Annotated in this window: 11 protein-coding genes; 2 read left to right on the forward strand and 9 right to left on the reverse strand. The window is 45.5% G+C overall.

The genetic code is table 11. The features are described from left to right. Positions 1-63 precede the first annotated feature (63 nt). The 4 genes from FTX54_RS15385 to FTX54_RS15400 form a co-directional block, all read right to left on the reverse strand. Positions 64-2,019 carry a S8 family peptidase gene (locus FTX54_RS15385; protein WP_147802778.1) on the reverse strand — a complete coding sequence of 652 codons (1,956 nt, stop codon included), beginning with the start codon at positions 2,017-2,019 and terminating at the stop codon, positions 64-66. Positions 2,020-2,370: 351 nt separating this feature from the next. After that, positions 2,371-3,975: an N-acetylmuramoyl-L-alanine amidase gene (locus tag FTX54_RS15390; RefSeq protein ID WP_147802777.1), complete on the reverse strand. Its 1,605-nt coding sequence runs from the start codon at positions 3,973-3,975 to the stop codon at positions 2,371-2,373. A gap of 977 nt (positions 3,976-4,952) precedes the next feature. Next, positions 4,953-5,879 (reverse strand): NlpC/P60 family protein, encoded by a 927-nt coding sequence (locus tag FTX54_RS15395; RefSeq protein WP_147802776.1) that lies wholly within the window; start codon positions 5,877-5,879, stop codon positions 4,953-4,955. Positions 5,880-7,496: 1,617 nt separating this feature from the next. After that, a complete protein-coding gene (locus FTX54_RS15400; protein ID WP_338485076.1) occupies positions 7,497-7,955 on the reverse strand; it encodes a hypothetical protein in 459 nt (152 codons plus the stop codon). A gap of 668 nt (positions 7,956-8,623) precedes the next feature. Between FTX54_RS15400 and FTX54_RS15405 the strand changes: the two genes are divergently transcribed. Next, on the forward strand, positions 8,624-9,802 hold the full coding sequence (locus FTX54_RS15405) for an acyltransferase (protein WP_147802774.1): 1,179 nt from the start codon (positions 8,624-8,626) through the stop codon (positions 9,800-9,802). A 112-nt stretch (positions 9,803-9,914) separates the two neighbouring features. Here the strand turns inward: FTX54_RS15405 and FTX54_RS15410 are convergent, their stop codons facing one another. The 5 genes from FTX54_RS15410 to FTX54_RS15430 all read right to left on the reverse strand — a co-directional run bounded on the left by FTX54_RS15410 (position 9,915) and on the right by FTX54_RS15430 (position 12,992). Continuing rightward, on the reverse strand, positions 9,915-10,067 hold the full coding sequence (locus tag FTX54_RS15410) for a hypothetical protein (protein ID WP_187254463.1): 153 nt from the start codon (positions 10,065-10,067) through the stop codon (positions 9,915-9,917). A gap of 153 nt (positions 10,068-10,220) precedes the next feature. Next, positions 10,221-10,391 (reverse strand): hypothetical protein, encoded by a 171-nt coding sequence (locus FTX54_RS15415; RefSeq protein WP_187254462.1) that lies wholly within the window; start codon positions 10,389-10,391, stop codon positions 10,221-10,223. 621 nt (positions 10,392-11,012) lie between these two features. After that, positions 11,013-11,447: a 3-hydroxyacyl-ACP dehydratase FabZ gene (gene fabZ / locus FTX54_RS15420; protein ID WP_147802773.1), complete on the reverse strand. Its 435-nt coding sequence runs from the start codon at positions 11,445-11,447 to the stop codon at positions 11,013-11,015. A gap of 218 nt (positions 11,448-11,665) precedes the next feature. Then, positions 11,666-11,956, reverse strand: coding sequence for a DNA-directed RNA polymerase subunit beta (locus FTX54_RS15425; protein ID WP_147802772.1), 291 nt, complete (start codon positions 11,954-11,956; stop codon positions 11,666-11,668). Between the two features lie 34 nt (positions 11,957-11,990). Further along, entirely contained in the window at positions 11,991-12,992 is a 1,002-nt protein-coding gene (locus tag FTX54_RS15430; RefSeq protein WP_147802771.1) for a rod shape-determining protein, read from the reverse strand. A 460-nt stretch (positions 12,993-13,452) separates the two neighbouring features. Here FTX54_RS15430 and FTX54_RS15435 point away from each other — a divergent pair, with 460 nt between their 5' ends. Continuing rightward, complete coding sequence (locus FTX54_RS15435; protein ID WP_147802770.1) at positions 13,453-14,343, forward strand: manganese catalase family protein; 891 nt, start codon at positions 13,453-13,455, stop codon at positions 14,341-14,343. The last annotated feature ends 378 nt before the right edge of the window (positions 14,344-14,721 follow it).

Genomic DNA, 14,721 nt, shown 5'->3' on the forward strand with positions numbered 1-14,721 from the left:
ATTCCTCGATCAGAAAAAAAACATAAAGCGTCATGACGGTTTTTGTCATGACGCCTTTTACATCTATTGGATCGAACGCGTGCGGGTCAGCATAGCGCTGAATTCTGCCCGCGTTACTTCTCCTCCAGGCTGTAGAGAGCCGTTCGGATATCCTCTCAATATTCCGTTATCTGAAAGCTTTTTCATCTGCTCGTAATAATACCTTCCGGCTTCCAGATCAGGGAAGTTTTCTCCGTTACCTGTTCCAGGATAATGATACACTCTCGTCAGCAGTACGGAAACTTCGGCCCGGGTAATCGGCTGGTCGGGGCGGACTTTGTTATCTGTATACCCTTCGACGATCCCTCTGGAAGCCGCTTCCCGAATGGAATTGTAGGCAAAATGACTGCTGGAAAGATCAGTAAAGCTGTTGTAGGTTCCCTGCATCTCCCAGTTCTGTTCCCGGCTGATCAGCTCGACCACTTCCGCCCGGGTAATTTTCCGCTGGGGACGAAACGTTCCATCTGTGTATCCGTTTATCAGGTTGTCTTTGACAAGCGGTGTCAGTTCTTCAATGTACCATGCATTTTCAATGAGATCCGGGTATCGGCTTAAAACTTGGGCTCCCGGGTCTTTCAGCCGCAGGCGGAGTTCCGATGCTTTTTTCTCCGGAGAAATAGCGGATTCTCCATTTGTCACGCGGATACTGTATACATAGTTGCCGTCTTTTGAAATGCGCTCCGTATAGGTTTTGCCCTGCCCTTTATAGATCGTCTCTCCGTTGCGCATTAATTCGAAGGTGACATTCGTGCGGCTGTCACTCCAGGTTATTTTTATGTCCGCCGCCTCATTCGTAATTTCTGCTGCTTCCGCTTTGATTGCCATTACGGGATCAAGCGTTTCCGATAAATAACGCGGGAACTCTATTCTTCCATAGCCGATGTTGTTATTCGGCGTACTCACCTGACTTGGAGCAGTCCATTCGCGCAGCTGAAGGCGCATTTCCCGGGAAGACAGCTCCGGATCTGATTCTTTCATGATTGCAAGCATGCCGCTGACCATCGGGGCCGCCATCGATGTGCCGCTGTTTACTTCGTAGCCTCTGCCGGTACTCGCGCTGTATATACTTACTCCCGGTGCAGCTATTTCCACACCTGAGCCTGCAGTCGAGAAAGGCGCACGCTCGTCCTTAAAGTTCGTTGCCGCGGTGCCGATAACGTTTTTGTCACGAGCAGGGTAGTCAATATTTGTAATGCCTGTTTCTTCGCCGCGGTTGCCTGCCGCCCCTACCATCGTAATACCTTCCGCATGAGCTTCGGCAAGCGCTTTTGTTAATCCTTCAGAAGCACGCTGTCCGCCGATGCTCAGGTTGATTATATCGACATTTTTCTCTATCGACCATTCAATCGCTTCTATTATAGTGGAATGACGGCCGGAACCCTGGTCGTCCATTACTTTGGCAGCGTACAGGTCTACCCCCGGCGCCACGCCGCGCATGCCGTCGGACTGAAGAGGAGCACTTCCCGCTAGAATGCCTGCTACGTGCGAGCCGTGGCCGTGATCGTCTTCGTAATTGGAACTGTAATTAAGAAAGTTGTAGCCTTCTTTTACATTCAGATCTTCGTGGGAGGTAGAGATGCCGGTATCAATGACGGCTACTTTTACGCCTTTCCCGGTCAGACCGGCGCGATTTGCGTGCTGCAGCTGGATCTTGTTAAATCCCCACACCGGGAATTGGTAGTCTTCTAATTCGTCCGTCTCACTCAGGAAGACGGGGGGATCGGCCTCGATATTTGTGACGTCCCTGTTTTTGCTGAGTTTACCGGCTGAATCATCCGTTAACGATACGAGCGCTACACCGGCGTTCTCATATACTTTCTTAATGTCTCCGCCGGCATTATGAATTACACTTTCGTCAACAACTTCTTCAAACGTAACTAAGTATTCCTGTTCAGCAGCAGAAGCAGATGAAAAAAACATTCCTGGTAGTAGGGTGACTAAAATACCTATTACGATGAAGAAAGCTGTTCGGTTTGTCATGATGGATGATCCCGCCTTTATATTCTCTTTTGTTTATTATACCCTCTTTTCATGAGAATAGGGGCCTATATTTAGATCTTTCAAACTAACGGTATAAATGGTACTTTTTTACTTATCTTTTGGCCTGTGTTTTTGAAACAGGATCGGTTACCCGCATTTTTGTACAAGGGGATCAGCTTCCTTCCGCTGAGGATTACGTTCCGGACGGCGGTCTCCGTCCGAACGCCTTCACCGGAAAGCGCAGAATAGTACCCGTATTTACAAATGAGCGGAAAGTTGTTTTGAAAGAATTTATTTGTTTATACGTGAAAAAAGAAGCTGCCCGTTTTGGGCAGCTTCTCTGTAGTGGATTTATTTGAAATAGTTTACCGTTCCTTCATATAATGCGTCCGCTGCTGCATTTCTGAAAGAGTTTGTTTTCATACGGTCTGCTTCTGCTTTGTTTGTCATAAATCCAAGCTCTACCAGTACAGAAGGCATCGTCGTATTCCGGATGACGTAAAAGCCCTGCTGCTTCACACCGCGGTCGCGGGTTTTTAATTTATCAATCATTTCTGTCTGGAGGTTTTCTGCCAGCTTTTTGCTGTCTCCGCCCCAGTAAGCAGCGTCAAAGAAAGTTTCTGTGCCGCTCGCTGAAGTAGCGCCGGCTGCATTTGCATGAACACTGATAAAAATGTCTGCTTTTGCATTGTTGGCAACACGAACTCTTTCCGCTAAAGAAGGATACCAGTCGGACCTTCTTGTCATCACAACGTTAGCGCCCGCCGCTTTTAATCTTGTTTCCAGACGGAGACTGACGTCCAGGTTAATTTCTTTTTCCTGAAGACCGTTCGCTACAGCCCCTGGATCATTTCCTCCGTGTCCGGCGTCAATAACAACCGTTTTCCCCTGAAGACTGCTTGCTGCTTCCGGGTCAATGATCTGCAGATAATAAAGAGAGACATAACCTGTGACGGAATCGGTTGATACTTTAGCCCATCCGCTCAGCAGTTCGTGCACATTTACAGTTGTACCGTTAGGGATCGTACCGACACGGTCATTGGAAGTGCCGGGACCTGTACGTACATTTAAATTATTTGCGTTAACAACTTTTCCTTCAGCGATCACTTTTCCAGGTCCGCTGTTATCGACTTCTTCTTCCTTTTCTCCATCTTCATCAATGAAAGAAAGGGAAACATAGCCGCGGATATCCTTTGTAGAAACGAGTGCCCAATTTCCTTCGCGCTCATGAATACTGACTGTTGTACCCCGTGGAATACTTCCAAGTGCGCTGTATTCCGTCGAAGGAGAAGGCCGGACGTTTAAGTTTCCAGAACTCGTTACAACGCCGGTAGATTTTGCATTACCGAGAGCAACTGAGTCAACTGTGGCACTGAATTCTGAATAAAGGGTACGTGCCACCATATAAGAGAAGTCGATACGTGTAATGGTTTCTTTTGGTCTGTATGTACCATCCTGATACCCATTTACAATTTGTGCATCGCCAAGTTCACGGATGAATTTATAATAAAAACTATCAGGCTTAACGTCTGTAAAGAAAGACCCTTTAATAGGGTTGTAGGTGAAAGCTCGTGACAGGACGGTAGTCATTTCCTGCCGGGAAATATCGGCGTTCGGTCTGAATGTCTGATCCCCGTAGCCATTAATAATACCCCGGCGTTCCATTTCAGCTATTTCTCCTTCAGCCCAATGACCTCTCGCATCATCAAACGAAGATTTTCCGTTTTTGCCATCAGCATTGATCGCTCGAGCAATCATTGTAGCTGCTTCGGCACGTGTGAGTGTGGACCGCGGAGAAAATACTCCAGGGGACTTTCCTTTGACTATGCCATCTTGAGCAAGTTTCTGTACCTCACTCGCATTCGTATCGGAGAAGGAAGTACTTGCAGAAGCCGGCGCGGCGAAAAATGTAAGGAGCAAAACAAGGGACAGTATCCAAATTAAATTCTTTTTCATAAGCGCCTCCTTTACTTGTGATTTCTATAGATAATACAGGCACAGAGCGGGATCATTTAGCGTATCGTTCATTATAGTGAATAAATTCACCGGAAACGATATGTTTGAAATAAAATGAGTTGGGGAATGTTAATAGCGCCTGTTTGGTTTCTCAACCACATTTAGCTTACCACACAGGGATTTTTAAGCGATATGTCAGATGGCACATTTACTGTAATAATCTGTAATACAACGTGGGTAAAAGTTCACCGCAGTGAATACAGCGCGGATTTTTTATTTTTTCAGGTTTGAATTTTTTCAGGGAGGGGAACACATTCACTAGGAGTTGAAACCACCACTTTCATCTCTCCCCCCTATCATTTTTGATATATTGCCGCAGTATCAGACATACAGCGGCAGATGGATAACGAGCGATGCCCGCCTCCGTCCCAAGGTGCGCATCGCTGTTTCCATGTTTGAGCTGCTTTTTTCGGGAGATTTCTGCCCTAATTTTTATACCATCATACGTCCGTTTTGAGTTAAACACGGACCGTGTTTCTGCGTCTTTTGGACGATTTCCCTTACTTATTGTGTTTTTGGAAAGGTTTTTTCAGGAATTTCCATTCGGAAGGCCGATGCGGAAGGCTTGGGAAGGTTAATTCTGCCGTTTCCTCTTGTAATTCTGCCACAGCCTCGTTTTATTCTGCCTCATCTCCTAATATTCCCACCATTTCTCCCGCTAATTCTGCCACTACTCCCTGTTTTCCCGCCAATTCCTGCTCTTTTCCCAGCCGCACTTTTTTATAATGAAACACCGCTTAACCCGCCTTTCTCCGTGCCATGGAGGAAATCCCCTTTAAATCAGCAGAGACCCTTATGCAAAATCACTGCACCATGCCATGATGGAGGGCAGCTTCCGGAGTTTGAGCTTCAAGCCAGCTTCCTGAAACCCAAAAAAAAGGCGCGCCCGGGGGCACACCTTTTTTATTTATTTGCTATTATTTCATATCGAGGAAACGTAGAGATACGAAACCTTCTGTAGATCCGTCAGAAACTTTTGCCCAGTAGTTGAATTCTTCCTGAACTTCAACGGTAGATCCACCGGAAATGCTTCCTGTAACGGAGTCCGACATGGAACCGCCGGAACGTACATTTACATTTGAAGTGTTAATGATTTCCGCCTGCTGGCCGGAACTGCTTACGCTGCTTACGTTTGCTGTGGATGTGCTTCCGTCGTTGTCCATGTCAAGAAAACGAAGAGATACATAACCTTCTGTAGATCCATCAGAAACTTTTGCCCAGTAGTTGTACTCTTCTTCCACGTCTACTGTTGTACCGCCGGAAATTGTATCGATGCGGGAGTTAGATAGAGATGGACCGCTGCGTACGTTTAAGTTGTTTGCATTAACAACTGTTGCTTTATCGGAACTAGAGCTTGATACGTCCGCTGTAGATGCTACAGCTTCTGAAGAAGAACTGTCTGCTACACGTCGTGCAGAGTGATACTTCGGAGCCCAGTAAGAATTGTTCATGGATGATACTGTAACACCTTGTGATGCAGATGTGTGTACGAATTGGTTATTGCCGATATAAATCCCGTTGTGACTCACACCTGATCGGTATGTACCTGAGAAAAATACGATGTCCCCTGCTTGCAGATTAGATCGGGAAACGCGGCTGCCTTCATTTACCTGGTTTGCTGTGCCGAATGGAAGATCAATACCTTCCTGTGCAAATGCGTAAGCTACAAATCCTGAACAGTCAAAACCAGATGGTGTTTTTCCGCCCCACTGATAAGGTGTTCCCTGATGTTTCATTGCTTCTGATACGACTCCTTGCCCTGATGCTTCTGCTGTCTCTGTATCAACAGTTGTTACAGAGAAAAACATAAATGCTGCTACAATTAAAACCCACCACTTTTGCATGCCCTATTCACTCCTGTAATTTTCAAATTTTGTGTAACGTCTTGTCCGAAGACGTCGTCTGTCTCTTAACCACAAATTGAATTCTAGCACAGATGGATCCGAAACAATGTAACACTGGGATTACAATATGTTTACGCGTGCGACATGCGTCATATAATCCTGTTATATCAGCGTTCTCTCCAGGAAATTTATTTTAAATTTATCTTTTCCAAATATTCTCCATTGCTGCAATTACTCTATTGAACCTTAGAGCCGCAACGGTTACAAACTTTAGGTCAATAATGTTTTTCTTTATTTAGAATTTTTAGAAATGTTACTAATCCATTACAGAGAATATTATTTCTTTAATACTACCGTTATATTAGCTGTTTTTTTTGCTTATACAGGAAAAATTTTCAACTGATACAGTCTTTGCCAACTTCATTTGCAGGCGCACACAAGCATAGCGTTTCATCACATGAATCGTTTTTTCAAAATAGTGGACAACTGCGCCTTTCTTTTTCTTTCATAACGTTATGCGGATATCAGGTTCCGTTACATAAATCAGGACCGCTCTTATCAATATGTAAAAAAAGATGACGCGAAGGGTTCCTTCTATATAAGTAAAGCAGATAACCTGGCCCAGGGCACTTCCTCAGCATTTTTTCGTTTCCGTTTCCTTAAACAGCCGCTTTCCGGAGGGACCGTTCTCAGCTAACCCCTTCCTCCCGGTGGCCGGACGGGTCATTTCCCCGGAGCCTCCCCCATCTCCACGGCAGCTTACGGTGAAAAGGACAGAGCATCATTTGTCTTCTAATAAAGACAGCTCCTTTTTAACCCTCATTGATTTCCCCTATATAGATTGGGAAGTTCCATTTTTATAGAAGACCATTTTCAACCATCATGGTGCACGACTTTTGCATGAGTGTCTCCGTTATAACTCCGGGATCTTACAAGTGAGTTTGTTTTGCTGTTTTTCTGTTACATTCTGTTCTGCAGGTAAAAAGAGGACAAGACAACCTCCCTGGATATAGACAGGCTCGTTAAAATTAGATTTTTCGTCTGATCCTGCTTATTTTTACGACGTGTACGTAAGAGCCCCAGACTTTAAACAGGGGCTTCTTCATAAGGAGGAGTAAAATGGAAGGAGAGGGCGGTAAACAGAAGACTTACCCGCTTGAATGTCATTACGATCATAACGCCGCACGGATAGAAAAATGCTTTTAAATCAGGTTTTCCGGCGTTCTTCATATCAGTATGCGTTCGTTATATCTTTTTACTTCGGCCGCTAAAATCCGCTTGCATTTTTTAACTTGCACCGCCTTTATAGAAAGCACGTGCGCGGGCCTGGGAAAGTGCCGTTGATTAAAACAAAATCTCCCTGTTACTACGTGAATTTTCTCGATGATTTCCGTTTACTATAAGGATGCATGTAACTTTAGGAATAAAAAAGGATGCTCTTTTTTTTCGTGCGGGAGCTCAGCCGGATGTTGTTTAAAGTCCTTCGCCTGATTTAAATGCCGCTGCCCTGAACAAACTGCCCGGCATTTTTCTGCCGGGCAGTCTATAATATGAAAATCAGGCACAAAAAAAGCTCCGGAAAATTCCGGAGCTTTCGATGTGAAAGTGAAGAGTGAATTATTCAGTGTCTTCTTCGTTGTCCATTTCAGTGTTATCTTCCGCTGCTGGATCTTCTTCGTTCATTTCAGCGTCGTCTTCTGCTGCTGGATCTTCTTCGTTCATCTCAGCGTTGTCTTCTGCCGCTGGATCTTCTTCGTTCATCTCAGCATTGTCTTCAGCCGCTGGATCTTCTTCGTTCATCTCAGCGTTGTCTTCTGCTGCTGGATCTTCTTCGTTCATTTCAGCGTCGTCTTCAGCCGCTGGATCTTCTTCGTTCATCTCAGCGTTGTCTTCAGCCGCTGGGTCTTCTTCTGTGTTGTTCTCAGCTGCTGGATCTTCTTCTTCAGCTGGTGCTTCTTCGTTCGTAGTATTGTTTTCAGCCGGTGCGTTTTCAGTATCTTCTCCGCCGCCGCAAGCTGCTAGCATGCCTACTGCGAATACGCTTGATAGTACTGATAGTGTTAGTTTCTTTTTCATTGGTTCATTCCTCCAGAATTAAGTTCATAATTTTTTAAGATCCTCTGATGAGGAACTGAGGCAATCATACCTGCTGAATGCCCAGAAAACAACCTATTTCGCATTAATTGCAAACTGTTAGACGATTCAATGCATTCTAACGTTATTTTGCGTTAAAGTTATGGGAAAGTGTGTGAAATAAAGCTGATTTTGGTAGTGGTTACTAATAATTAGTCCTGTTTTCCTGTTAAATATCGGCTGATGTCTGTAAAAAATCTACAGCGATATAGTAACCTTACCCCTATACTTAAGAACACATTTCTCCTATCCCATTACGAAGAAAATCGCCAATCAGGTCATCTTCTTCAGCCTTTTAATGATAAGGCCACGTTGTACGCCTTCCCGTCCTCCTCTGGTAGTAAACATACCTGAACCATTCTCCCTAAATTTTTTCGAGAAATTTGTGTAGTGAATGAAAGGAGGAGGAAAAGAGCCCCTGTTAAGCTTTCATTCCGCTTTTTTAAAACCGGGGCGGGATGGGGCTCCTTTTCATCCACGCGGCTCCAGAAGCTTTCTCCTCTGCGTGATTCTGATCTTTCTGCGATGATAATCAGTTGATTAAAGGATTTTCCATGATCCTCTGTTAAAATAAGTTTACCGATTCATTGGAGGGGGGTCAGAAGCAGTCAATGCGTAACGACAGATTAAACGAAATCTATATTATCCGTGCACTGGCTATTATCGCGGTTCTTTTCGTTCATGCGACAAGCCGCGGCGTTGTGGAAACGATGGAGACCGGCTCCCTTTCCTTCACCGTATATAATTCTTTTAATACCCTGTTCCGCTTTGGGACGCCGACTTTCATTCTGCTCAGTGCGTTTGTCATTTTCTATAATTACTACAGACGCCCCATCGACAGCCATTTAATCAAGGGCTTTTATAAAAAAAGACTTTTATATATTCTTGTACCTTACACCCTTGTTTCTCTCGGGTACTACTGGTTTAAAGTAGTGGTCTATAACACGGACCCTGCTTTCTCTGTTTTTGCAGGGGAATTCACCGTGCAGCTCCTTACAGGGAAAGCCCACCCTCATTTGTACTTTGTGTTTATAAGCATTCAATTTTATCTGCTGTTTCCGCTTTTGCTTTATGTATTTAAGAGATACCGCTGGCTGACGCCTCATTTGATCTGGGTCGGCCTCGTTCTGCAGTGGACTTTCGTGCTGTTGAACAACCTTTATTTTCAAGTGCCTAATAAAGGCTCCTGGTCTCTCTCCTATCTGGCTTATTTCTTTACAGGAGCTTATATCGGTATTTACTTTCATTCTATTAGAGACTGGCTTACAGGCGCTCATTTGAAAAATAAATTCGAAACACTTGCCTGGGTGTTGATATGGACGGCCTGGGGAACAGCGACCTTGCTGCACATTTATGTATGGCACCAGCTGCGCCTTTACGATACAGTTTTTGATACCCGGCTTTTTGAACTGCTGTGGAATGTGCAGACACTAACTTCGGCTGTTATTTTGTTTCAGGTGGCGTTTTACATTCAGCGGACAGCGTCTCCTTTTGTTATTCGGGCGCTTACCCAGCTGGGGATCGTTTCTTTCGGGGTCTACCTGTACCATCCGTTTCTGCTGATGGTCTGGGAAAATTATGCCTTGAGCGGAGATACCACCCTGCTGTTTTTGTCCGTTTTCGGGCTTGGTTTTGCTCTTGTTCTGGCTGTTTCCTGGGCCGTGACCTATTTTTTCATGATGAAAGTACCGGCTTCGTGGATCCTTTTCGGAGCCGGCCCCCGTCTTCGTCCAAAGAAGCCTTCCGAAGCGGCCGTGGATACGAAAGAAAAAAGATACAAAGAAAACTAGTCAGACAGAAACAAGCATGGGGGTTCAGCTCCCATGCTTGTTTTTACCGGTCTGAAGACATAAAAAAGAAGCTTCCTCCAGGGGGAAGAGGAAGCTTAGAGGGGGGAAATTATTATATTCCGTTATTGCCTTCTCCCTCACTAAAGTTATTTTCCATGTCAGGAGCGTTTTCAAAGTCACTCTCTAACTCATCGTTGCCGCAGGCTGTAAGCATAGTAGCTGCAAACAATCCTGAAAACAGCGGTATCATTAGTTTTCTTTTCAAAACAACGTCTCCCTTCAAGCTGATAACTTTGCGTGGGGCGGTGTATAACAAATCGACTTTGCTATACCGGCATCTTCTTGCTTCGTGTCCGACTAACAGTCTTCATCCACGCTTTTTTCCAACTGTATTGTTGAATCCGTTATGACAGGCTTATTATTCGTTACCTTCAGCTGGATCGTTTTCCATGCCGCCGTCCATTTCTTCGTTTGCAGCTGGATCATTTTCTACATCAGTAGTGTCGTTACCGCCTTCACCGCCGCAAGCTGCGAGTGAACCGAGTACAAACATACTGGAAAGTGCTGTTACCATCATTTTTTTCTTCATTATAAATCCCTCCATAATATAGTTGTCTTTCTTTATGCTCATTCCCTGGTAGTCCAGCGAATGTTCTATTCTTCTCTTTCACTTTTGCAAACATGTAAAACCTTATTCATGCTATTTTGATAATGTTTCACATTCATTCCACATTGTTTACAGATTTCACGATCACGAAAAACCCGCCGAATTTCCTTTCTGGAGGGACGGCTTCGGCGGCATACCCGCGAATTAAGAGAACTGCGGCGAAGATTAAAAGAACTTGAGGAGGAATTAAAAGAACTGGAAGAGATTAAAAGAACAATCAGCTGAATTAACAAAACTTTCGTCTGAATAAAGAGAACCGATACGTAACTTTAACTGAACCAGCCGCTCCTTCAACAGAACCGACCTCTCTGTGCGGCCCCCGCTGCCCTTATCGAGTCAGACTTCCCTAATCAGCCTCCAAAATGGTGGTTTTGAAAATTACTCTCAAAAGCCGGCGGTCGCCTGCTTTTTCTGAAGAAAATCGAGCAACTTCTGAGTTTGGATGCTCTGATGCTTGTTAAAATACTCCATTCCGCCCTTTGCAAAACAAAAAACGCCGTGACGACGGATCGTCATGGCGCTTTTCAGGTGGTTTTTATACTGCTACTCTTCTTTGTCACCGAGTGCAAACATCAGCTCCGCTTCGGCAACGATTTTGTCATCTACTTTCGCAGTGGCTTTTCCTTTGCCGACCGGGCCGCGGAGACGGGTGATCTCCACTTCGAGATGAAGCTGGTCGCCCGGTTTTACCTGCCCTTTAAAGCGGCAGCTGTCGATACCTGCGAAAAAGGCGAGCTTTCCTTTGTTTTCTTCTTTTTTTAAAATCGCTACTGCTCCTACCTGAGCCAGCGCTTCAATGATCAGCACCCCGGGCATGACAGGATAATCCGGGAAGTGTCCGTTGAAAAATTCTTCGTTTGCGGAAACATTTTTGTAACCGGCTGCGCGCCTGCCTTCTTCCACTTCGAGAATACGATCGACGAGCAGAAAAGGGTAACGGTGGGGAATGATGTCTTTAATTTCTTCGATGGAGAGCATGGTTCAAACATCCTTTCAGCATTGTAAAGTAAAATCAGCACCTGGATACAAGTGTACGATGTTTTCCTTATAGACTCAATCACTTTCAGCAGAAGGATTCTGGCTGCGGCAGATCGTTTTCTGCTTTACTCAAAAATGACAAAAAACCTCTATGACAAGTGATGTCATGGAGGTTTTTCCAGTCCACTTATGCGTGGCCGTCAAACGGGTATTGTCACCTAACCACCGTAAATAATTTCGAAAATATGAGTCCACGTGGTCGGATCAAACACTTCAAAAGCATTATCTCCCTCGCCGACAATAGAGTAGCCGACCATGGCGCCTACTGCCATGGCTATCATAATCAGTACAAGCGTAGATAGGACGCGGAACCAGATCGGCACGAGGCGGGTCCGCTTCCAGAACCAGTGCTTCTCCTTTTTCTGCTTCGGCTGTTTCGTGCTTCTTGTATGCTGTTGTTCTTTTGTCTGCGGCTGCTCCGCAGGCATTTTTGTTTCTTTATTATTCATACGGTTCGCTTCTCCTCATGACGTTATGTCAACGTTATCTCTGTTTTACTTTCACCAGCTGGTCCAGCTGCTCCAGCATTTTCCCCGTCCCGTTCACGACACAGCTCAAAGGGTCTTCGGCTATGAAAACAGGCACATTCAGTTCTCCCGACAGGAGGGTATCCACCCCGTGAAGGCAGGCCCCGCCTCCTGTAATAATGATTCCCCGGTCAATGATGTCTGCGGAAAGCTCCGGCGGCGTGCGTTCGAGAACAGAAGTGGCGGATGAAATAATATGCCGCATCGTTTCCAGGAGCGCTCCGCTTATCTCAGCGGAAGTAATCGTGACGGTACGCGGCAGCCCGTTGACCGTATCTCTTCCGCGGACGTTCATTGTTTCGTCCCGGCCTTCGGGACAGACGCTGCCGATATTCATTTTTATCAGTTCCGCTGTCCGTTCACCGACTAAGAGCTGATGCTTTCTTTTTATATAATAGGCGATGGCGCTGCTTAAATGATCGCCGGCTTTTTTGACCGTTTCGGAAGCAACGATTGTGCCCATCGATATGACGGCTATATCGGTCGTGCCGCCGCCGATATCAATAATCATGCTGCCAACGGGCTGATTTATATCAATTCCCGCTCCGATCGCTGCCACTTTTGGTTCTTCTTCCAGGTAGATTTCTTTCGCTCCGATTTTTTCAACGGCTTCCCGGATGGCCTTTTTTTCCACCGTTCCTGTCTGGGCAGGACAGCAGATAAGCACCCGCGGTTTGCCGAACATGCTTTTTACGTTTATTTTATCGAGAAAATGTTTCAGCATTTTTTCGGTTTTATCAAAATCTGCTATGACTCCATCTTTCAGGGGCCGGACGGCGGTAATATTGTCGGGGGTACGGCCGGCCATATCGAAGGCTTCCTGACCGATGGCGACTATTTTCCCGCTTTTCATATCGACCGCTGCGACGGACGGTTCATTTAACACGATGCCTCGCCCTTTCACATGGATAAGTACGTTCGCCGTTCCGAGATCAATTCCGATATCCCGTCCAAACATCTACCTCAGCTCCCCCGCCTTAATTTATATTTGTGTGAAAATAAAATAGGCATTTTTATAGGCATTTTTGATGTGCTGTTTTATTTGTAAACGCGGAGCTTCTACATAGATGAGGTTCTGCTGAAGCAGGCCTTTTTACGGAAGAGCAGGCGGTAATATACTGCTCTATTTTCGATACCCGCATATTCGTTCCATAAACATACTATTACGAGATTCCTTTATCGCTATATTTTATCATAAATTTCAAACAAAAAGGAAGTCGTTTAGTACAAAACTCGACGGCTGTCTGTGAAAATTTGTTGATTTTCTACATGCAGAAGCTGATGTCATCGGCTGTTATTTTATTCCTATGAACCTGTCTGTCAAAAGAACCATTTTCTGAATAATCTGTTTTCTTTTTGCTGGAAGGGGTAGTTGTTCTACGTCTCCCCCGACAAAATTAAAAGAAGGAGTGAAAGAAATGTTCCAACGTTTTGACAAGCTGCAGATTGATCTGCCGATGCCGGACAAAGCAGATCCTGCTGCTGCAGCCGCGGTTCAGGAGCTGATGGGCGGTCGTTTTGGTGAGATGTCGACGCTGATGAACTACATGAATCAATCCTTTAATTTTCGTCAGAAAAAGAAGCTGAAGCCATTTTATGATCTGATTGCGAGCATTACGGGGGAAGAACTTGGTCATGTCGAGCTTGTTTCAGCCACCATCAATTCATTAATGGAAGGGGCTACTTCTTCAAGCGATGACCCAAAAGCTCCTCTCGCTCCCGGACTGGATGCCCCGAACCTGCATCACTTCATTGTCAACGCCCAGACGTCTATGCCCGGCAATTCGATGGGGCAGCCTTGGCAGGGTGATTACGTCTTCAATAGCGGGAACCTCGTCCTGGATTTACTTCACAACTTTTTCCTCGAATGCGGGGCACGCACACACAAAATGCGCGTTTATCAAATGACAAGCCACCCGGTAGCCCGGGAGATGATCGGCTACCTGCTCGTGCGCGGTGGTGTCCATACGCTTGCCTATGCCAAAGCCCTCGAGGAAATTACCGGCGTTGATGTGAAAAAAATGATGCCGATTCCCGATCTCGACAACAGTAAATATGAAGAAGCAGAAAAGTTTGAGCGTCTCGGGCTTCATCGAAAGCTTTTCACTTTCAGTCCGGAAGATTACCGTGATATAGATAAAATCTGGGTCGGTAATCACCCTGACGACGGCAAACCGCTCGAAGTGGAAATCGGCATGCCGGAAGGCGGCGAGAAACCGGATTTCGAAGCGAAGCCGGAAGAATTCGCTCCGGGATACAGTCCGGAAGATTTTTACGATATTGCGGCTAAACTGCAAAAGCGGATGTAACATTCCTTCTTTCATCGATCGTGGCAGCGATACGCACCAGCCTGTTTTAAGGCGTCCCGGCACCCTAAACTGTCGAGACGCTTTTTTATTTGTTAGTGTAGTTACTATTCTTTTAGTATTAGGAGGAAAACTCCGCTTCCACTGACCTGCCGTGGAGGAAATCTCCAGCTTCCTCGGACTTGCGTCCTGCGGGATCTTCCGACCTCCTTCTTCCACTGGCGTCCGCCGGTTTCCGCTTCGTTTTTATTGTTATTATAGAAAAAATTTTCTGCTGCTATCAACGGTACCTTCAGCGATTAGGATCATCGAGCGTCTGTATAAAGATATTAGAGGAATGTACCAAGATCTCACGTAAGTCAGAGGAGCACCAAAATTGTA

This window comes from Alkalicoccus halolimnae (assembly GCF_008014775.2).
In the GTDB taxonomy this organism is placed as follows: Bacteria; Bacillota; Bacilli; order Bacillales; family Salisediminibacteriaceae; genus Alkalicoccus; species Alkalicoccus halolimnae.

What these genes read in the sequence shown, in the direction of transcription:
- FTX54_RS15385 (WP_147802778.1), bottom strand. Translation starts at nt 2,019, where the DNA reads ATGACAAACCGAACAGCTTTCTTCATCGTAATAGGTATTTTAGTCACC.
- FTX54_RS15390 (WP_147802777.1), bottom strand. Translation starts at nt 3,975, where the DNA reads ATGAAAAAGAATTTAATTTGGATACTGTCCCTTGTTTTGCTCCTTACA.
- FTX54_RS15395 (WP_147802776.1), bottom strand. Translation starts at nt 5,879, where the DNA reads ATGCAAAAGTGGTGGGTTTTAATTGTAGCAGCATTTATGTTTTTCTCT.
- FTX54_RS15400 (WP_338485076.1), bottom strand. Translation starts at nt 7,955, where the DNA reads ATGAAAAAGAAACTAACACTATCAGTACTATCAAGCGTATTCGCAGTA.
- FTX54_RS15405 (WP_147802774.1), top strand. Translation starts at nt 8,624, where the DNA reads ATGCGTAACGACAGATTAAACGAAATCTATATTATCCGTGCACTGGCT.
- FTX54_RS15415 (WP_187254462.1), bottom strand. Translation starts at nt 10,391, where the DNA reads ATGAAGAAAAAAATGATGGTAACAGCACTTTCCAGTATGTTTGTACTC.
- fabZ (WP_147802773.1), bottom strand. Translation starts at nt 11,447, where the DNA reads ATGCTCTCCATCGAAGAAATTAAAGACATCATTCCCCACCGTTACCCT.
- FTX54_RS15425 (WP_147802772.1), bottom strand. Translation starts at nt 11,956, where the DNA reads ATGAATAATAAAGAAACAAAAATGCCTGCGGAGCAGCCGCAGACAAAA.
- FTX54_RS15430 (WP_147802771.1), bottom strand. Translation starts at nt 12,992, where the DNA reads ATGTTTGGACGGGATATCGGAATTGATCTCGGAACGGCGAACGTACTT.
- FTX54_RS15435 (WP_147802770.1), top strand. Translation starts at nt 13,453, where the DNA reads ATGTTCCAACGTTTTGACAAGCTGCAGATTGATCTGCCGATGCCGGAC.